19 protein-coding genes and 2 pseudogenes are annotated in these 19,120 nt (G+C 56.7%); 10 read left to right on the top strand and 11 right to left on the bottom strand.

Annotation, left to right across the window (positions count from 1 at the left end):
• From AC1D35_RS31035 to AC1D35_RS31025, 3 genes are all read right to left on the bottom strand, one after another.
• On the bottom strand, positions 1-788 hold a 788-nt coding region (locus AC1D35_RS31035; RefSeq protein ID WP_477941695.1), incomplete at its 3' end, for a carbohydrate ABC transporter permease.
• Positions 781-1,722, bottom strand: coding sequence for a carbohydrate ABC transporter permease (locus tag AC1D35_RS31030; protein ID WP_477854882.1), 942 nt, complete (start codon positions 1,720-1,722; stop codon positions 781-783). The genes AC1D35_RS31035 and AC1D35_RS31030, both read right to left, overlap by 8 nt.
• 5 nt (positions 1,723-1,727) lie before the next feature.
• Positions 1,728-3,005, bottom strand: a complete 1,278-nt coding sequence (locus tag AC1D35_RS31025) for an ABC transporter substrate-binding protein (protein ID WP_477854881.1) — start codon at positions 3,003-3,005, stop codon at positions 1,728-1,730.
• A 279-nt stretch (positions 3,006-3,284) separates the two neighbouring features.
• On the opposite strand from AC1D35_RS31025, the gene AC1D35_RS31020 reads away from it, so the two are divergent.
• Together AC1D35_RS31020 and AC1D35_RS31015 are read left to right on the top strand one after the other, a co-directional pair.
• Positions 3,285-4,052, top strand: coding sequence for a GntR family transcriptional regulator (locus AC1D35_RS31020; RefSeq protein WP_477854880.1), 768 nt, complete (start codon positions 3,285-3,287; stop codon positions 4,050-4,052).
• 137 nt (positions 4,053-4,189) lie between these two features.
• On the top strand, positions 4,190-4,951 hold the full coding sequence (locus tag AC1D35_RS31015; RefSeq protein WP_477854879.1) for a glucosamine-6-phosphate deaminase: 762 nt from the start codon (positions 4,190-4,192) through the stop codon (positions 4,949-4,951).
• A gap of 548 nt (positions 4,952-5,499) precedes the next feature.
• Here AC1D35_RS31015 and AC1D35_RS31010 read toward each other — a convergent pair.
• Positions 5,500-6,348, bottom strand: coding sequence for an oxidoreductase (locus AC1D35_RS31010; RefSeq protein ID WP_113508854.1), 849 nt, complete (start codon positions 6,346-6,348; stop codon positions 5,500-5,502).
• Between the two features lie 194 nt (positions 6,349-6,542).
• Here AC1D35_RS31010 and AC1D35_RS31005 point away from each other — a divergent pair.
• Positions 6,543-6,997: pseudogene (locus AC1D35_RS31005) on the top strand (AraC family transcriptional regulator); the annotation flags it as partial.
• A 147-nt stretch (positions 6,998-7,144) separates the two neighbouring features.
• The gene (locus tag AC1D35_RS31000) at positions 7,145-7,456 is read left to right on the top strand and encodes a helix-turn-helix transcriptional regulator (protein WP_477854891.1); all 312 of its coding nucleotides are present in this window, start codon (positions 7,145-7,147) and stop codon (positions 7,454-7,456) included.
• Between the two features lie 55 nt (positions 7,457-7,511).
• Here the strand turns inward: AC1D35_RS31000 and AC1D35_RS30995 are convergent, their stop codons facing one another.
• Positions 7,512-7,886, bottom strand: a complete 375-nt coding sequence (locus AC1D35_RS30995) for a VOC family protein (RefSeq protein WP_115036735.1) — start codon at positions 7,884-7,886, stop codon at positions 7,512-7,514.
• A 45-nt stretch (positions 7,887-7,931) separates the two neighbouring features.
• Positions 7,932-8,738 carry an AraC family transcriptional regulator gene (locus tag AC1D35_RS30990; RefSeq protein ID WP_162805084.1) on the bottom strand — a complete coding sequence of 269 codons (807 nt, stop codon included), beginning with the start codon at positions 8,736-8,738 and terminating at the stop codon, positions 7,932-7,934.
• Positions 8,739-9,170: 432 nt separating this feature from the next.
• Between AC1D35_RS30990 and AC1D35_RS30985 the strand changes: the two genes are divergently transcribed.
• From AC1D35_RS30985 to AC1D35_RS30975, 3 genes are read left to right on the top strand one after another with little or no spacing between them, the layout of a single operon-like run.
• Positions 9,171-11,201: an FUSC family protein gene (locus tag AC1D35_RS30985; protein WP_477854877.1), complete on the top strand. Its 2,031-nt coding sequence runs from the start codon at positions 9,171-9,173 to the stop codon at positions 11,199-11,201.
• Positions 11,198-11,407 carry a DUF1656 domain-containing protein gene (locus AC1D35_RS30980; protein WP_113298913.1) on the top strand — a complete coding sequence of 70 codons (210 nt, stop codon included), beginning with the start codon at positions 11,198-11,200 and terminating at the stop codon, positions 11,405-11,407. Before AC1D35_RS30985 ends, AC1D35_RS30980 begins: the two co-directional genes overlap by 4 nt.
• Entirely contained in the window at positions 11,404-12,282 is an 879-nt protein-coding gene (locus AC1D35_RS30975) for an efflux RND transporter periplasmic adaptor subunit (RefSeq protein ID WP_477854876.1), read from the top strand. Before AC1D35_RS30980 ends, AC1D35_RS30975 begins: the two co-directional genes overlap by 4 nt.
• 196 nt (positions 12,283-12,478) lie before the next feature.
• Here AC1D35_RS30975 and AC1D35_RS30970 read toward each other — a convergent pair whose 3' ends face one another.
• From AC1D35_RS30970 to AC1D35_RS30960, 3 genes are all read right to left on the bottom strand, one after another.
• Complete coding sequence (locus AC1D35_RS30970; RefSeq protein WP_477854875.1) at positions 12,479-13,147, bottom strand: NAD(P)-dependent oxidoreductase; 669 nt, start codon at positions 13,145-13,147, stop codon at positions 12,479-12,481.
• Between the two features lie 70 nt (positions 13,148-13,217).
• On the bottom strand, positions 13,218-13,691 hold the full coding sequence (locus AC1D35_RS30965) for an AtaL-like protein (RefSeq protein WP_477854874.1): 474 nt from the start codon (positions 13,689-13,691) through the stop codon (positions 13,218-13,220).
• 35 nt (positions 13,692-13,726) lie between these two features.
• A complete protein-coding gene (locus AC1D35_RS30960) occupies positions 13,727-14,596 on the bottom strand; it encodes an SDR family oxidoreductase (protein WP_477854873.1) in 870 nt (289 codons plus the stop codon).
• Between the two features lie 105 nt (positions 14,597-14,701).
• Between AC1D35_RS30960 and AC1D35_RS30955 the strand changes: the two genes are divergently transcribed.
• Together AC1D35_RS30955 and AC1D35_RS30950 are read left to right on the top strand one after the other, a co-directional pair.
• Positions 14,702-15,592, top strand: coding sequence for a LysR family transcriptional regulator (locus AC1D35_RS30955; protein ID WP_477941687.1), 891 nt, complete (start codon positions 14,702-14,704; stop codon positions 15,590-15,592).
• A gap of 143 nt (positions 15,593-15,735) precedes the next feature.
• A complete protein-coding gene (locus tag AC1D35_RS30950) occupies positions 15,736-16,809 on the top strand; it encodes an extracellular catalytic domain type 1 short-chain-length polyhydroxyalkanoate depolymerase (RefSeq protein WP_477854871.1) in 1,074 nt (357 codons plus the stop codon).
• 256 nt (positions 16,810-17,065) lie between these two features.
• Here AC1D35_RS30950 and AC1D35_RS30945 read toward each other — a convergent pair whose 3' ends face one another.
• Complete coding sequence (locus tag AC1D35_RS30945) at positions 17,066-17,404, bottom strand: hypothetical protein (RefSeq protein ID WP_113298920.1); 339 nt, start codon at positions 17,402-17,404, stop codon at positions 17,066-17,068.
• A gap of 56 nt (positions 17,405-17,460) precedes the next feature.
• Complete coding sequence (locus AC1D35_RS30940) at positions 17,461-17,652, bottom strand: CsbD family protein (protein ID WP_477941685.1); 192 nt, start codon at positions 17,650-17,652, stop codon at positions 17,461-17,463.
• A gap of 444 nt (positions 17,653-18,096) precedes the next feature.
• Between AC1D35_RS30940 and rsgA the strand changes: the two are divergent.
• Positions 18,097-18,852: pseudogene (rsgA, locus tag AC1D35_RS30935) on the top strand (GTPase RsgA).
• Positions 18,853-19,120: the final 268 nt, after the last annotated feature.

Below are 19,120 nucleotides of genomic sequence, written 5' to 3'. Positions count from 1 at the left end.
GTGAGCGACAACACAGACATCGCAAAGAGCTGGTTCCAGTTGGAAACACCGCTGGAGTCCACAAAGGAGCTTAAGCCGAGCGGCACGGTGTATGAGTTCATATCGCTGATGTAGATCAGCGGTCCGAAAAAGTCGTCCCACGTCCAGATGAACGAGAATATCGCTGCGGTTGCCATGACTGGGACCGAAAGCGGAAGGATAATCTTCCAATAGATCCGCCAGGATCCACAGCCGTCCATCTGCGCAGCCTCGTCAAGCTCCCGCGGTAGCTGTTTGAAGAACTGAACCATCAGGAAAATGAAGAAAGCTTCAACCGCGAAGAACTTTGGGACAATTAGAGGGAGCCAAGTGTTGACCCAATCCAGGCGGAGGAACAGGACATATTGCGGTATGAGGGTTACCTGGTAGGGCAACATCAGTGTGCTCAGCATGAGCGCAAAGCAGATGTCTCGTCCGGCAAATTTCAACCTCGCGAACGCGAAGGCGGTAACGGACGCCGAAATGACAGTTCCGATCGTCGACAGAATTGCGACAACAAAGGAATTGAGAAAGAAACGCCCAAAACTTACCTTCATTGCGAACCAGCCTGACTGGTAGGCCTCAATCGTTACCTGGGATGGGACGATGGTGGCTCCGCCCGAAAAAATCTCGTCCTGGGGTCGCAGAGAACCTGCCACCATCCAAAAGATTGGGTAAAGCAGCGCCAGGGAGACAATGATCAGCGCAGAATGACTCAGCACTACCCTTGCATCTACATTCAATAACGGTCGTAGCTTGCGACTATTCATCGTAGTGCACCCAATATCGCGTGGACAGGAACGAAAGGGTGGTGAACGCGGCAATGATGATCATCAAAATCCACGCCAACGCCGAAGCGTATCCCATCCGAAAGTTTCCAAACGCCTCTTGGTAAAGGTACAGCGCGTAAAACAAGGTTGAATTGATCGGACCGCCGGTACCTCCAGAGACAATGAAGGCCGGAGTAAAGGTCCTGAAAGCCTCGATAGTCTGAACCACGACGTTAAAGAAGATCACCGGTGACAGAAGAGGAATACTGATCTTAAAAAATTGCCTGATACTCGAGGCACCATCGAGACTGGCCGCTTCGTAAACATCTCGCGGAAGCTGGCGAAGTCCCGCCAGAAAGATGATCATCGGCGAGCCAAACTGCCATACGGACAGGATGACCAAAGTGTAGAGGGAATAGTGAGGATTCGAAATCCAGCTCGGCCCGACTACCCCGAAAAGCGAGAGGAAACTGTTGACGAGGCCGTCTGTGGCGAAGAGCTGGCGCCAGAGTACCGCAATTGCTACTGATGCGCCAAGCAGCGATGGAAGGTAGAAGATTGCCCTGTACAGCGGCAAGCCGGCGATACCGCGATTGAGGATAACCGCGACCCCTAGAGCGAATACAAGCTTTAGGGGAACCGAGAACAAAACGTAAATGAACGTAACCCGCATTGCTGAAGCAAATTTCGGGTCCGCCGTCACTATGCGCATGTAATTAGCCAGTCCCACAAATTGCGGCTCGCGGATCAGGTCGTAGTCGGTGAATGAAAGATACAATGAAACGATCGCTGGGCCGGCGGTGAAGACAGTAAAGCCAATGAGCCAAGGCAGCAGGAAAAGGACGCCTGAAGAGTTCCGCTTGGCGATGCGGCCGACTTGCGCCCTCAAACCCTCGGCAGCCGCATTTTTCGATGAGCATGATGTTTCCGGCATAGCCACTACCTACGCTGCAGGATTGCGTCGGCTTCATCGAAATATGATGCTGCGCCCTCGTCGGGTGTCGCGCTTCCAAACCCCACCTCCTGACTTACACGCGTCAGCAGAATACTGATTTCGCCGGCCCCTGTAGGCGGTGCTGGGGGCAGTTTCCCGACATATGGACCTAGATTAGAAATGAAATCGACGGTCGCCCGTTCATTCTCATTCAAGGAAGGCGAAAGCAGATTGCGCATCACTTGCGAAGCCGGCACACCACGTTCAACGCCGAGGAATTTGACGCCGACAGGATCTGCCACCATAAAATTGATGAGTTTTACAGCAGCCTCAGGGTTCTTGGATCCGCTCGAGACAGAGAACATCTGTGACGGTTTGAGATAGTTGCTTCTTTCTCCGTCGGAAAAGACTGGAATGCCGGTGAGTGACAGTGGCGCTTTGTTAAGCTCGCAAAAACCAATAAATTCGTTGGAATGACCAAAATCGCTGGCCGAATGGCCCAAGGTCAGAGGCCCCGACTCTACCGCATTCTTCGAAAGCGCCTGTATGTCAGGAGTAACACAACCGCCGCCGTCACGCATGGCAGCCCAGTACCGGAACCAGGTGGACAGTAGGGGCCGATCGAAACCCAGCTTTCCCTCAGCCGTATAGAGTTCTCGTCCCTGAGAGCGCAGCCAAATTTCGAAGACCGGCTCGACACCGCTGCCATCGGCCAAAGCATAGAATCCAGGCTTTTTATTCGCGGTGGCAAAAGCCTTGCTTTTCTCCAAGAGGTCATTCCAAGTCGTCCCGAACGTAGGCGGTTCGACCCCGCGTTCTCGCCAGGCGTTATTGTCGATAACCAGACCAAAAGCATTGACGCCTGCATTCACGCCATATAACGCGCCGTCCACGCTGCAGGACTCAAGATTGGACTTGTCAAACCCTTGAATGTTCAGAAGCGTCCCGACAAATTTGTCGAGCGGCGCGATAGTCCCCCTGCGCGCATACTCGCGCATGTAAATAGGATCCATCTGGATCATGTCGGGCGCATTGCGCCCCGCCACCTGGGTGGCGAGACGAGGCCAATAACCGTCCCACCCAGCAGACTCTGTATCGACGAGAACATCGGGGTTGCCGGCTTCGAAAGCCTTAACAGCATTCTCGGTGCGCTTTGCTCTATCATTTGACCCCCACCAAAACATCCGAACCCGGTCGGGTGCGGCCCAAGATGGTCGGTATGCACCAAACGCGAGGCCGGCGGCCATCGCATTCAGGAATGTTCTACGCTTGAAACTCGTCATCGCAAGGCTCCCCCTCATTTGGTCGATACATTAATATATCGTAGCTACGAGATGCGCAATAGCTGCGAGTCTGATTTCTCACCTCGCGCCCTCTCATGAGGTTATCCAAGCACGATAATTACCATAAGTAATTGTTTTATAACGATTCGATTCCCTTTTGGAATCGACGAAACTTCCAACGGAAGGGTTGACGTAGACGAAGCATACTAATATATCGTATGTCACACCTGACGAATTTCAGGACAAATAAGTGAGTTCTCACCTTTAGAGATATGACTGATGAAAACGCCGACACAGACTGGTTCACCAAACAAAGCCGTTACTCGGTCATCCGCGGCTCATCCTGCCCGCCGCACTCACGCCACGGTAATCTATGAGACCCTGCTCCGGTCGATCGCTCGTATGGAGCTTCGTCCGGGTGAACCTCTCAATGAAAAGGCTTTAACAGAGCAGTTTGGCGTGAGCCGAACCCCTGTACGAGAGGCACTACTTCAGCTTGAAGCGGACGGCTTGGTCGAGATGATGGCCCAGGCAGGTACTTTCGTTGCCCGGATCCCGGTAAATCGCATCCGCGAAGCAATCATAATTCGACGGTCTTTGGAGGAAGTCGCAATTACGCGAATGGCAAAGGTTGCCGATCAAGCAGACGTTGCCGGTCTAGATGTCGTTCTTGCCAGACAGCGGCTTGCTGTTGCTCTTGGAGACATGGGCGGATTCCACGAGTCGGACGAAGCGTTCCACGAGGCGATCGCACTGGGTGCTGGTTTCACGACGCTTTGGCCAATGGTGCGGCAGATCAAAGTGCATTTGGATCGTGTACGAGTCCTGTCGCTGCCCGTGGAGGGTCGAATGGAGCAAACGCTAAAAGAACACCAAGGCATCCGCGACGCTATTGCTCACAACGATATCAATGCCTCTAGAGAGGCACTACGTGAGCATCTTAGTGTGATCGTTCCCTACATCGATAGCCTGAGCGAAGCATACCCCGATTATTTTATCCGGGCGCCGGATGCCGAAGGCCGAGCAAACCGGCACGAGTGGATTTGATCCTGTCGTCGTAGCCAGCAATAGAATCTGGACTTTCAAGCCTATGAGAAAGAGCACGTTGCCCTTAAGCAGCGGCGCCTTGTTCAATCGCGACTGAACCAACTAACGATCCTCCCAGATCTTCGAAAGAAAAACAAATGATCAAAACGCATTTTTTTAAAGACAAGGTCGATAGCGCTGCGGCGGCGGCTTTGCTCGGTGCCCAGCGAATTCAGGAGGCCATAATTCAACTTGGAAAAGCAAATATCGTTGTGGCGACGGGTGCAAGCCAATTTGAAATGCTGGAAGCACTCACCGCTCTTGAAGGAATCGACTGGTCGCGAGTGACGGGTTTTCATCTGGACGAATACGTGGGCATGTCGGAGACCTCGGACGCGAGCTTCCGGCGCTATCTGAAGGATCGGTTTGTTTCGAAACTCCCGGAGTTGGGCGCGTTTCATTTCGTCAATGGTGACGCCCCCGACATCGAAGCAGAACTATGCCGACTGAACGCTCTGCTAGATCAACATCCCATCGACGTGACATTCGCGGGTATAGGAGAAAACGGGCACCTTGCTTTCAATGATCCTCCGGCCGATTTTGAAACTACCGTCGCTTACAGAATTGTCGATCTGGATGAGAAATGTAGACTACAGCAGTTCGGGGAAGGCTGGTTCTCATCGGTTGATGCAGTTCCTAGGCAGGCGATCTCGATGACAGTACAGCGTATCATGGCAAGTGGAACCGTCGTCGTAACGGTTCCCGACGTGCGTAAAGCAAAGGCTGTGCGGGACGTTCTGGAGGGGCCAGTCATAAACGTCGTGCCGGCCTCCATTTTGCAGGACCACCTCTCGTGCCACATCTTTCTGGACAGTGGCTCTGCGAGTTCGTTGTCGAGAGAAAAGCCCGCTGGCGTGTAATGGCCAACCCGCGCGYGACCATGGGCGGGCGGGCTCGATCCACTGTTTCCGCAAAGTCATCGGTCAAGACGCACCCTGGCGGGCACTAACAGCTATTCCCGGGGGAGACGATGTCCGCCGAGGACGAATGCTCGCGCGCAAGAAACGCTGTGTCAATGGATTGAACGAAGCCGGCGATCACCCGCAAAGCCGAAATCCTAATCGCCGTCGAGCCGTTCATGATCTCAATTACATCGGAGGTACTTGCCGGCAGAAATCGTGGCTGACTACCCTGGCACCTCATTGATGCGTCCAGACACACCGCAGCTCTTCAACGACATTGGCGACGCCGGACGAAATGCCAGCCTGAACGGCACCTGCCACGTCGCCAGCGCGCATCACCCTGTGCGCTGGCGGTCCGAAGCGAGAAACTCGATGTCAGGCTGGGTACCTGGCCTTGAAAGACCATCGAAAGCCGACTGGTCGGGCACGGCGATTGGCCTCGGAAGGCGTCGACCTTCGTTCCCTCCTGACGGAATGCGAGCTCGCTTGGCTGCCGGACTTGAATATCACCTTTGAAACTCGGGAAAATCGGCACCGCGGGTCACGTCACTCCAATCGTCGAAATTCTTCCGAAGTGTTTCAAGACGCTTGTAGGCCAGATCCAAAGCAGATCCTCCCAAGAGGAGCCGCAAGGGAGGGGCTGGCGATTCAACTGCCATCTGGATAGCCGCTGCGGCGCGGGCGGGATCTCCCGGCTGATTGCCGGAAACCGCTTTCGTCGATACTCGACGCTTTCCTGCCGTGTCAGCATAGTCGTCAATGACGATCTGCGACTCCGCCATCGAGCTACCAGCCCAGTTGGTGCGAAATGCGCCGGGTTCTACAATGGTTACCTTGATGCCGAGCGGAGCGAGTTCCTGGGCAAGAGACTCTGAAACGGCCTCGACTGCAAATTTTGTCGCGTGGTAGTAACCGGTTGCCGCGAATGCCATGAGCCCGCCAAGCGAAGAGACGTTTACAATATGACCGCTTCTGCGCGCCCGCATGGCCGGCAAGACTTCCTTCGTAACATCGATGAGACCAAACAGGTTCGTATCGAACTGTTTGCGAACACCTTCCTCGTCTCCCTCCTCGATCGCTGCGAGATAGCCGTAACCGGCGTTGTTAACGAGAACGTCGATCTGACCAAAGATCAAGAGCGTTTCGGCGACAGCGCTCCTGATTGTCGAGCGATCGGTGACATCGAGGTTCAGCGCGAGCGCTTGCCCCTTGAATTGATCAGCGAGCCCGGCTAGCCGCTCGGGGCGCCTGGCCGTCAGGACCACCCTATAACCGAGACCCAGCACGTGTTTGGCGATCTCGAAGCCGAGGCCATTCGAGGCGCCGGTAATGAACCATACCGGTTTATTCGTCATTTTCGATCATCCTTCTGGTTGCGAACGGCAATGGCCGCAAAAGCGGTCTTTGCAGACCGGTCGCCGTTTCACGAAAGATACGAACGGCAGGATGGGACTGTTATGGCGAAACGCCCAGCGTTTCATACGATCCTACCAAATCTTATGTCACTGCCTACATTAGAGGCTATGCCATCGGTCATGAAGGAACGGATTTGAGGATCAAGGAAGAGCTTATCGCGATCATTGATCGACACGCTGCTGCGCCGAGACAAAAGACCCCTATCGCCGGTCTTTCGATCTTCAAGGTCGAGGCGCCGACCCTTCCTGTTGAAAGCATTTACACACCCCGCCTCTGCGCTGTGATTCAAGGCCAAAAGGAAATTTTGCTCGGCGGTCGCGCGTTCGAAGTTGATGACACGCAATACTTCATTGCCTCAGTGAACCTGCCGGTTTCCGCCCGCATCACCGCAGCTTCCACGACCATCCGCATTATGCATTGTCATTTGAACTTAACCGTCGGGACTTGGCCGAACTGCTTCCGAATGTCGCGGTCCGCCCTGCTCAGGCGCACCGGGAGGGTCTATCGGTCGCACGACAGACTGAAGACATCTTGAGCGCACTTCATCGCGTCGTACTGCTTCTTAACCGCCCGGAGGATCTGGCTGCGCTACTCAAGCCTGCAACGACGGAACTTTATTATCGGCTTCTCCAGGGTGAGCATGGTGCAACATTAAGAGACTACGCCACGAAGGATACGAAGATCGCCCAGATCGGGAAGGTCACCGCGTGGATAAAGGAGCATTACAATAAACCCATGGCAATCGACATGCTTGCCGACCTCGCGCGCATGAGTGCGACATCACTTCATCGCCATTTCAAGGCGACGACGCTGATGACGCCGCTGCAATATCGGATGCATGTCAGGCTTCAGGAGGCGCGTAAACGCTTGCTGATTGGCGGCTCGAGTGCCCGAACCGTCGGCTTCGAGGTCGGCTATGACAGCCAGACGCAGTTCACACGCGAGTACAGGCGTTTGTTCGGCCGCCCACCCATACAGGACACCGCCTATCTAAAGGGCATCGGCTCATCCAAACCGCCCCAGCACGTCGGCGGGACGGTGGCTTGACCGATATAGCGCAACCATTGATCACGCTGTCCACTAGCCGCTTCGCACGCCTATCTCATTTCCTCGGGTGAGACCGTACAGTGAGCTTGTTTCCGTCAGGGTCCCGAAGATATGCTACGAATGCCCCGTTCGGCCGCTCCGCAGGCTCGCTCTCAATTGCCGTGCCACCATGCGCGGTACCGGCGGCATGCCACGCTAGAACATGGTCACGGCTTGCAGCACCTATACCGATCGTCCCGCCGTTGGCTGCAGTCGCCGCCTTACCATCGATCGGCTTCGTGATCATCAGTCGGCCCCCCTCGTGAGCGTAGATCAGTCGGCCTCTCACATCCATCTCTCCGGGCTTGCCTCCTAATGCAGCGAAGGTGGCGTCGTAGAAGCTTCTGGCCCGCTCCAGGTCGTTGCTTCCGATCATCACGTGAGTGAACATGCTTCATCTCCTGCAGGGTGCTTCAGTAACTGTGTTTCCCGACACTTAACGGTAGAAGTTTCCTAGATACTTTGCTGGCGATGCGCCGAGGGCTTTCTTGAACATGGTGATGAATGCAGATACGGATTCATATCCGAGTTCGCCCGAAACCTGCTGCACCGTCGCCCCCGCTGCAAGGCTTCGGATTGCGATGATCAATTGCAACTGCTGTCGCCAACGGCCGAAGGTCAAGCCAGTCTGCTGCTGAACAAGACGAGCGAGAGAATTCTCGCTCATTGCCACTCGCTTTGCCCATTGCGCCATCGTGCTCCGGTCAGACGGGTCATCGACCAATACCGATGCGATCAAGTCAAGGCGAGGCTCATCTGTCAGGGGTAGATGCAGATCCTCTACCGGCATCCGCGATAAAGCCGATAGAAGCAGCGTCGAAATTAAATCAGCATGGGCGTTCGCGACGGGGGACTGGTCAGCCATCTCGATGATGAGCTCTCTGACGAGCGGGGAAAGCGAAAGCGTGCAACATCGATCCGGCAGATCGGCAGCACCCGGCTCAATGAACAGAAAGAACAAACGTGCGTTGGCGGTCGCCACATTGCTGTGCAGCATCCCTCCCGGAACCCAGACGCCGCAATGAGGTGGCACCATCCACATCCCGCTGGGAACGCGACATGTCACCCCTCCCCGTAACGCCATGACGAGCTGCCCCTTTCGATGACGATGCTCAGGTGCTTCGCGTTCGTTCTGCGACACGTCGATCCTCACGGCGCGCGCAAGCGCGGCAGAGTTTTCGAGATCATGATCGACGAGGGCTGCAGCAAGGGACAGCCGCGTTTGGTGGGATTCAGTGATCATTTGAGAGAATATCTAAATTCCCCCACGTGCTTTGTCGATAGGGTCGTCCGAAAGAATTCGGAGAATGACGATGGCGATACACGAACATGACCCTCACTGGTGGTCTGATATCTTCCAGACTGAATTTCGGCTGCCTCAGAAGCGCTATCGCAGGCTTTGCATCTTGCCTCCACAATATGTGCGCGTCGGGCCTAGTCGCGTAGCCAGTGCGCGAAAGGTTACGAAAGCCTTCCTTGTGAGGGTCCRCGGGTTCTTTGGCCACCAGCTGCCAGCCGCTTCGGCTGTTTCGTGCGCCGACCCGCTCGACGCTTATATGCATGCCTGCATCGCGGTTCCGTTCTTTTGCTACGTCTCACCCGCGATCTACGGCTTCACCGGCGCCATGGAAGAGCAAGGCGTCTCGCGGAAGAACCACCAATCGGGAGATGACTTGTGAGCGCTCGACCGGTTGTCACTACTGGGAACGTGATCTTTTCATTGAAGACATTCCTGGCGGCCATACTGGCCTATTACATTGCAATAAGCTTCGATCTGCCGCGGCCGTTCTGGACGGTGGCAACGGTCTACATCGTTGCCCATCCGCTTTCAGGCGCGATCGCATCGAAATCGCTCTATCGACTGCTGGGGACCCTGATCGGTGGCGGCGCGACGGTCATCATGGTTCCAAACCTTGTGAACGAGCCGATGCTGCTTTCCGCAGCGATCATTGCATGGGTGTCGGGATGCACTTTCGTTAGCCTTCTTGATCGCACGCCTCGCAGCTATGTTTCCCTGCTGGCCGGTTACACGGTGCTCCTGGCGGGACTGCCACTGGTCACCGCGCCGGCAAACACGTTCGACACTGTTGTCTCCCGCATCGAGGAGATCGGTCTTGCGATTACATGCGCCCCGATTATTAGCCACGTCGTCTTTCCAGTTCATGTGGGGACGGTACTCGTCAACCGGATCGACGGGTGGATGGCAAAGGCGCGGAAGGTCCTCGCGGCGACGGCGACTGACGAGACAGAAGAAAATCACAGCAGAACAGAACGACACGCTTTGGCGGCGGACGCGGCGGACCTTCGGTCGTTCACGGTCCACCTTCGATATGACGGATCCCGATATCGACGTGCAGTTTCGCTGGTGAGATCATTGCAGCACCGGATGGTGTCCTTGCTTCCGTTGATGAGCGAACTAGAGGATCTGCGACGAGCACTCGCCAAGCTCAACACCTCGAAATCGGAGCAGGCTCTGTCTTTGATCGCAAGGATCAGTTCTCATTCAACCGATACCACGGAGAGCTCCAGAGCAATGATCGACGCGCTAACCTCTTCCGGCGCGCCCCCGTTCTGGGAAAATCTTCTTCTTGCCAATACCGCCCGGAATCTGCGGGATATTCATCGAATTTCTCATGAGGCTAACTCTCTTCGTGAAGCTATAGAGGAAGAGAATGCGGCGAGGGCTGCTCGTCGTTTCGCTGCTCCCGGCAAGATGCCGGCTCTGCACCGCGACATCGGCATGGCATTGCTATCGGCGCTGGCCGTCGCGATCTGCCTGGCGACCTCCACCTTCTTCTGGATTGCAAGCGGCTGGACCGACGGGATGACATTTGCCCAGATTTCGGGAGTRTTTTGCTGCCTTCTTGCGACAATGGACGATCCTGTCCCAGCCATGCGCAAATTTGTCGACGTAACGATCGGCTCCGTCATCGCAGCGTTCGTCTACGGGTTCGCTATCCTTCCGATGATCAACGGCTTCGTGCCCCTCGTCGCTGCCCTCGGGCTGTTTCTGATCCCTGCCGGCATATGTCTCGCTTTGCCTTCACTCGCGATCGTCGGCATGGGGCTGTGCGTGAATTTCCCCCTTCTTCTCACCCTCCAGGCACACCAGAGCAGCGACTTCGTGACGTTTGCAAACTCGGCGATCGCGACCCTTCTTGCGATGGCCTGGACGATCGCCGTCTGCGGCATCTTCCGATCTGTAAGAGCGGAGACAAATGCCAGGAGGCTCTTTTCCGTTACCCAAAAGCATGTCGCCAGGATCGCGGCCGGCAGACATGCCAATGCTCATGTCACCTACCATCGCGGAATCGATCTCGCAGGTCTCTTTGCCTCCAGAGCGGCAAAACTATCGCCGACCTCCGATACCGCCGCTGCCGACCTTATCCGGGATCTGCGAGCAGGACTTCATATAACAGCGATGCGGGAGCTCGCGGATGAAGCATCGATGCCTATTCGCCTCAGGGCTGAAGCCGTCTTCTCAGGACTGGAGATCTTGTACCACCTGGCGCCCGCTGAACGTGGCGACGTCCTGGAAAATGCCGTTGGAATGCTGGATAACCTTATACTTTCCTCTCTGGAAATGATCGCAGCGGATGTAGACGGCGAACTTGTGGTGCACGCAGCCGCGCTCCGTCTGTGCCTCGCTCCGGACGCCGGACCACCGGTTTTCATAAAACCTCCTGCGAGGAGGATCGCCGCGTGACCGGACAATTCGACATCTATGGTGTCCTCCTTCCATGGTTCTCGGCACTCGCCCTGTGTGCATACGGTCTATTCCGCATTCTCACATCGGTTCTCGCCAAGCTCGGGTTTTATCCAGCGGTGTGGCATCGCTCCCTGTTCAACCTCGCACTCTACATCACCCTCCTCGGTGGGCTTTCCGCCGCTATCAACTGGTTGCAAAGATGAAGAACCTCACGATCACCTCAGGGCGAGCCCTGTTGACCTTGTCTATGGTGGGCTGCGCTGCAGTTCTTAGCTGGCACCTATGGTCCTTCTACATGGAAGCACCGTGGACACGGGACGCTCATGTCCGTGCGGATGTCGTTCGACTGGCAGCAGACGTCTCGGGGCCTGTCATCGAGGTTCTGGTATCGGACAACGCGCAGGTGGAGAGAGGGACGCCCCTGTTTCGGATCGAAACAGACCGCTTCGAACTTGCGCTGCGCGAAGCGGAGGCCCAGATGCAGAGCAGCAAAGCCGCGGCGGAACTGGCGAGAACCGAATTCGAACGGTATCAACTGCTCGCCTCCAGAGAAGCAGCCAGCTTGAAAGAGCGGCAGCATGCGGAAAGCCAGATGCATCAGGCAGACGCTACATATCAGTCGGCGCTAGCGGCTCGGGATCTGGCAAAGCTGAACCTCGACCGGACAACTGTGAAAGCACCAGCATCAGGGACAATCACCAACTTCTCCTTGCGTCGCGGGAACTATGTCTCCGTCGGGGACGCGGTTGGGGTGCTCGTGGAAAGAGAATCCATCTATATCGCGGGCTACTTCGAAGAGACCAAACTCCCACGAATCCAGGTCGGCGATCGAGTGAAGATCGATATCATGGGTGAGGCGGAATCGATCATGGGACATGTCGCAGGTATCGCCGCCGGTATTGAAGATCGAGAGCGGAGCGACAGTGTTGGCTCTCTCGCAAGCGTGGCGCCAACATTTTCATGGGTTCGGCTGGCCCAGAGAATTCCGGTTCGGATCGAGATCGATGATATCCCGAGCCCAGTCCGGCTCATTGCGGGGAGGACCGCGACGGTTTCTGTTCGAGCGAACAACAACTAAGGTGTGAACGCACCTCGTGCTCTGGAACGCGTGATCAGTGTGCTCACGTTCTTGTGCCTTCGTCGCCTCAATCCCTGCTGAAGCGAGGCTTGACAGTCCCCAAAGCGGTGCAGCCAAACAATGCCTGATTTCCACCATCCGCAACGATGGCCTTTATGACCGTACTAGCCCTCACAGCGCACAAGGCTGCACTCTGTCACCAGGTTATCAACGGTACACGATGGACCCAGGCATCGCCGACCACTTGGTCCAACACGAAACTGGCAACGTCTTGTCGCGCGATTTCACCGCCATGGAAGTCAGTCAGGTCGGTAAGCGTCCGGATCACTTTACCTCCGGGCTTGTTATTGAGAATGGAGGGCCGCACGATAGTCCAATCCAGTCCACTGTCCTTGATGAGGGCTTCCTGACGGTTCTTGTCCTCGTAAACCTTCCGCAAAAGCAGCGGAAAGATCAACCTGTCGAACAGAAAGCCCCCATGTCCATTGCTATCGCCAGCACCAATTCCTGTGATGCTGACAAGGCGTGAAACCTGCTCCGCCTGCATCGATTTGACGAGCGCTTGGGTCGAGGTCGAAAGAACGGTGACTTCACGAAAAGGACTTGCGGGTGTGCCGAGTGCACTGATGACCGCATCACGCCCCCTGATGGCCCGGCGAAGCAACTTCTCATCCTGAGCGTCGCCTATAACAAGCTTTGCTCCTTTGAGATCGGGGGCTTTTTCCGGGGAGCGCACCAGCACCGTGACATCATAGCCGCGGCTCAGAGCCCGGCCAACGATGTGGCGGCCGGTTGGGCCAGTGGCGCCAAGGACAAGGATCTTTGGGGCAATGGCTGATTGGGTTTCATTCTCGGACGTTCTCATTGCTTTTGTCCTTTTGAAAGGCAGGGCGCCTACCGAGAGGCAGCTCTGCCTGGGGTGTTGATGGTGGTGATCAGAGCCGGCCCTCTGCGAGCAGCTCGCGGGTCCGCTTCAGGGTCGACAGCAGGGCAGATTTGTAGCCCTTGTCACTGTCGAACTGCATCTGCTCGGCTTGCTCTTCAGGCCCATTCGGCTCTTTTCCGCGAAGGCCGAGGTAGCAGTAGAACCGAAGCTGCAGTGCACCGGTTTCATCTTCGAACAGTTCGTTGACGATGGCGCCTTCACGGGGGCCGGTCGCCTGGAAGAAGGTGACCTTGCTCTGCGGCTCAAGGGTGATGATCTCCCTGATCTCAGAGCCGGCGATGATGGCTTCGCGCACGAAGTGCGTTGCGCTTTCCTCGACGACATCACAGCGGGTGCACAGGCCAGGAGGAAGGAACAGACGCGCATCGCGGGCCTTCAGCTCTAGGCCCTTCCAGGCCTGCTCGCGGGTCAGTTTTGTCTCGCCGTGCGGATTTACCAGAACGATAGCGGTCGAATAGATCATGACGATAGTCCTTGTCCGGGGTGTGCGACGCTGCGTCAGGCAGAGGCAGCAGTCTCGGAGGCGAAGTTGTGGTAGGAGCGGAGCGGCCGGCCCAGAAGTGCCGTTAGGCGCTCCACGTCGCCGCCTTCGGGCAGCATGCCGTCGGTCAGGAAGCGGTCGCCCATGAGGCGCATGTCGTAGGCCATCCAGGCGGGCATGAACTGCCTGAGGTTCTGTTCGAAGGCTTGCGTATCGCTCCCGCCGTAGTGGATCAGGCGACCAAGCACGTCGGTCCAGATTGCGGCGATATCCGGTCCGGTGAGTGTGTCGGGACCGACGAGGTTGACGCGGCTGAGGGGAAGCGGCTGTTCAGACTGCTCGCGTCGCAGCAGTTCAAGGGCGGCGATCTCCGCGATATCGCGGACATCGATCATGGCGAGGCCCCTTTCCCCGACCGGCATCGGGTAGACGCCGTAGCCGGTGATGACGTCCTTGATCGTCAGATCGTTCTGGATGAAGTAGGCCGGGCGCAGGATCGTGGCGTGGAAATCCATCTGTTCGATCATCCGCTCGACGCCGAACTTGCCGGCAAAATGCGGCACGTTCACGTAGACGTCCGGTTGGATGACCGAGAGATAGACGATCCTTTCGATGCCGGCCGAGCGGGCGACGTTGAGCGCAATCAAAGCTTGGGTGAATTCGTCTGGCACGACCGCATTCAGAAGGAATAGTGAGGAGATCCCATCAAGGGCGCTTCGCAGGGAGTCAACGTCGAGAAAGTCACCTTTTACGACGGCGACGCCAGCCGGGAAGTTGGCCTTGGAGGGATCGCGGACGAGAGCGCGGACGTCAGCGCCACGGTTGACGAGGTGTTCGATGACTTGGGCGCCGATATTACCTGTCGCGCCGGTAACAAGAATGGTCATGGGATTTCTCCGGGTTGGTTTTGCTTGACACCCCGAATATGGACGGCTCATTGTCGATCCAATAGACCATCTTTTTGGACAGATCGTCTCGCCAGTGGAACGGATATGGATCTCCTTGCTCTTGCTGATTTCCATCTCGTCGCCCGTCATGGCGGCTTCGGTAAAGCTGCACGCGCCTCCGGCCGTCCGAAGGCAACGCTGTCCCGGCGGGTTACGGAGTTGGAAGCTGCCTTGGAGCTTCGGCTATTCGAACGTGGCGCGCGCAACCTGAAACTCACCGAGGAAGGACGCGCCCTTCATGAGCGGACCGCTGCTCTGTTGACGGAGCTCGACGAGACGGCAGCCGACATCGCCTCGGGCGCGGAGAAACCGCGCGGCAGGTTACGGATCAGCGCGCCACTCCTCTTGTCGCAGACCGCCATGGGCAAGATCGCGGCAGGTTTTGCGCTGAAATACCCGGATGTGCGACTGGAAATCACAACTGAGGATCGGGCCGTGGACATGATCGAGGAAGGCTACGATCTGGTCATCCGGGTCAATCCTGATCCGGACGAAAGTCTGGTCGGGCGAGCCTTTTTGCGAGACCACCTGGTCGTCGTGGCAAGCCCCAATCTCGCCCGCCCCGCTGGAGACCTCCATGCTCCCGGCGTCGTTCGTGGACCTGGCAACCAACAAACCTGGAACGTCATGACAACAGAGGGTGCTGCGGCAATCAGGATCGAGCCCGTCCTCGCCATGTCCTCGCTCATCATGGTCCGCGACGCCGTACGCGCCGGCGTTGGTGCTGCACGTCTGCCAATCTCCCTGGTTAGCCACGATATGGCGGACCGCACTTTGGTGCATTGGGGGGATATCCAGGGATCCGAGATTGCGCTCTGGGCGCTCTATCCCTCACGACGCCTGCTCAGTGCCCGTGTGTCTGCCTTTCTGGAATATCTGAAGCAGGCCTTTCCAAACGGCACACCTGACGAACTGGCCGCCTATATCGGCCGCTGAAACGGTCGAGCCACCCAAGTGCTGCGGGTTCAGCCATGACATCGACATCCTTCTCACGCCCGGGCCTTGCAATTGTGCGCTGCAGCATTAGTTAGCCCACTAGGAACGTCGGAAGGCTTTCCGCATTCTGTGGAGCACTTCTCATGCGAAGTCTGTCGGATACACTGGAACGGCTCAAGCGCTTCCGCACTATCTCGGCCGCGACGCCTCCTTCCCATCGACTGAAGCGGCTCGGGAGTTTCCAGAATCCCGGCGAACTGGTCGGATGGTATCACGTTCCTGAGGGCTCGCCGCATCCCGTACCACTGGTCGTGGTCCTGCACGGGTGTACGCAAACAGCTGCGGGATACGACCGGGGCTCTGGATGGTCCAGGCTGGCGGACGACTTCGGTTTTGCGGTGCTGTTTCCCGAACAGTCCCGGCAGAACAACCCAAACCTCTGCTTCAACTGGTTCGTCGATAGCGATGTCGAGCGCGACCACGGGGAAGTAGCCTCCATCCGCGCGATGATCGCCGTCATGACAGCGAGCCACGGTATTGATCCATCCCGGATATATATTACCGGACTTTCGGCCGGCGGCGCCATGGCGAATGCTATGCTTTCCTGCTACCCGGAGGTTTTCGCCGGTGGCGCCATCATTGCAGGACTTCCCTACGGTGTTGCCTCCACAATACCCGAAGCCTTCGATCGCATGCGGGGTCAAGGTCTGCCTTCTCCTGAACGTCTGCGGGATCGGTTGCGCTCTGCGTCATCTCACACCGGTCCATGGCCGACCATTTCGGTATGGCACGGAACAGCTGATCACACGGTTGCGGAAGTCAATGCGCTCGCGATCGTTGGTCAATGGCGAGCGGTCCACGATGTATCCGCTGATCCTACCAGATATGACGTTGCCGATGGCGTCGAGCACCGCGTATGGATGGACGCGAGCGGAATGTCGGCGATCGAGTTCTATCGCATTGCAGGAATGGGACACGGTACACCAATTGACGTAACGAGCGGTTACGGCACAGCCGCCCCATACATGCTTGATATAGGTGTCTCCTCGACGGAGCTCGTCGCACGCAGTTGGGGACTGATCCCCTCCTTCGAGCGCCGGACGAAACTTCGAGGAGAACAGAATGTTATCTCGGAGCCTAAGGCCAATTCGCAACCGACAAGCGATGTGCAGACGGTCATTGAACATGCGCTGCGCGCCGCAGGGCTCCTCAAGTAGGACTTAAACGGAATTGGCTGTAGCGGATGCCGGGCAACAGCCCAAGACGGCGGGAAATCCAAATGGGTTCCAAGCAGGGAGCAGACATGAAGGATGTGAAGGAATTTCCACGAGCAGTAGTGGCGACCGGTGGTCTCTCGATATGAACGATGGAGAGATCACGATCGTTCGTGCGGCAAATGAACCATCGGTGGTCACCAAAATCCGCACAGCCCTTGCCGCCTTCCTGCAAAAGCATCGAACTTCGTAGGCTCGATCACTGCGCGGTGAAGAAGGTGAGAAGAACTTTGCCCTTCTCGCCAAGAAGACAAACAAAACGATCAGGCTTTCCCGTCTTCTCCTTGCGAGCGATGTATGCTTCACCGAGTACGACCATTTTCACGGGAACGTCTCCGACTTTTGTGTCCGCCTTGCTGACCGCAAGACTTTCCATATCCAGAATTAGATCGGTGATATCAGCGGACCGTTCTTGGAGGGCAAGAAGTCCGGTCGATTTGCAGGCGTCAACCGCCGGATCGGCTGGCGCCTGAGCGAGCGCGCTTCCTGCGGCGAGTACAAATGCAAGTGCCGAGATTGTTGTCTTTGTGATCTTCATCGGGATTCCCTAAAAAGAGAAAGGCCGCGAAATTCGCGGGCTCCCCAAGCCTTCAATCAGGCTTTGTCGACGACCTTCTTAACGGCGTCCTTGGCTTCGCCCTTCGCTACCTGCGCCTTGCCCTTCGCTTCCTGGACGCTTCCCTTCACCTGCTCTTCGTGGTTGTCCACGGCTTTGCCTACGGCTTGTCGGGCCTTGCCAGCAACTTCGTTGGTCTTTCCCGTGATCTTGTCGGATGTACTTCCCATGGTCGTTCTCCTCGCTATGGTTTTGCGGAAAAGGCGTGGCTGCGCGTTTCGTTCCATCCTCAAAGTCAGATTAGTCCCAATTGCTGAATCTGAAGCGAGGAACGAAATGCGAAATCGGCGTTGGCTAATCGTATTTTGCGCGAGCACATGATAGATCATYGACTGCCCAGTATGAGCCGTCGGGCACCATCTTTAGAGCAGAGAAACCTCGGACCGGACTGGAGAGCTTTTGATGGGTTGGAAAACACCGAAGATCGAATACGTGAATGGYTAYAAGATTGTTGAAGTTGATGGGCCTATCTTCAAAGTCTACGATGGCGACCGTCAGCTCGGCGATGATTTCCCCTATCCCGGCGAGGCTGCTGCTTACGCAACCTCKTTGCCAAAACGGGATCMCCCCCGCGGTTAGGCGAGAAGCAGCGGAAACCAATTGAAAATCCCTTTATGGCAGCCTTACCGAATGCGGAACAAGATTTGACCAGCTCCCACTTTTCTTCACCACTGGAACTGCTTGGGTGGACTGAATTCTTCTCAGATCAGGTCCAGCCCAGCGAAGCGCACTTGATCCCCAGACGCATCGCTTCAGTTCACCGGGCACGCATCGAGGCGATCGATGTCAACGGGCCTGTCGGGCTGAAACTTCCGGCCAATACCAACACTGCTGACTACGCGGTGGGCGACTGGGTTCTTGCCGATCCACTGACCGGTATGCTKATCAGCCGTCTTGACCGCAAAAGCGTCTTTCAACGACGCCCGGAAGGCGGACGTGGCCAGCAACTTGTTGCCGCCAACGTCGACACTCTGTTTATCGTGACCTCATGCAACGCGGATTTTAATCTTGCCCGGCTGGAACGTTAMCTGATCATGGCCAACCAGACCGGGAGCAATCCGGTGATTGTGYTGACGAAGGCTGACACCGCGCAAGATGCGGGCATGCTCAAGGCGCAAGCCGAGGCTTTGCAGCGCGACCTGCCTTCTTTGCTGAAATAACCGAACTGGCGCCGCTTTGCCGGTTTCGCAATTGCCCATGCCTATGAACCGGGATGCGCCGTTCAGGCAGATGTCGCAAGCGGTGCCCTGGACGCTGATCGCTTGGAACGCTGGCGGAACCTGCTTGCAGAAAATCGTGACCGAACGCCGAGCGTGAGCGGACCACGTGGCAACAAGATCCTTCGCGCCAATTACGGATTGACACCCTAAAGGCCGTACTGCGATATCACCGGCGATGGGCTCGTTAATATTCAAGTCTCTGCACGGAAACTGTGGCGCATTTGGCAGCCCGCGCCTCTCTCGGCCGCAGAATGAAGAACGCCAAAACGGAACAATTCAATCTTGGAATTGTTCCCTGACGTCCCGCCGCTGTAGGCGTCGCTCCAGTCGTCCGCCGAAACCGCAGGATGCTTAGATGCGTTAGTTCTGTCTAGGCCGTGGGCTCGCTGCTGTGACAGGAGGCGAGCCCACAATCGAT

This window comes from Rhizobium sp. P1_E6 (assembly GCF_056405875.1).
Note: the sequence above shows the minus strand (reverse complement) of the source record. Positions and strands in the feature narration are given on the sequence as shown.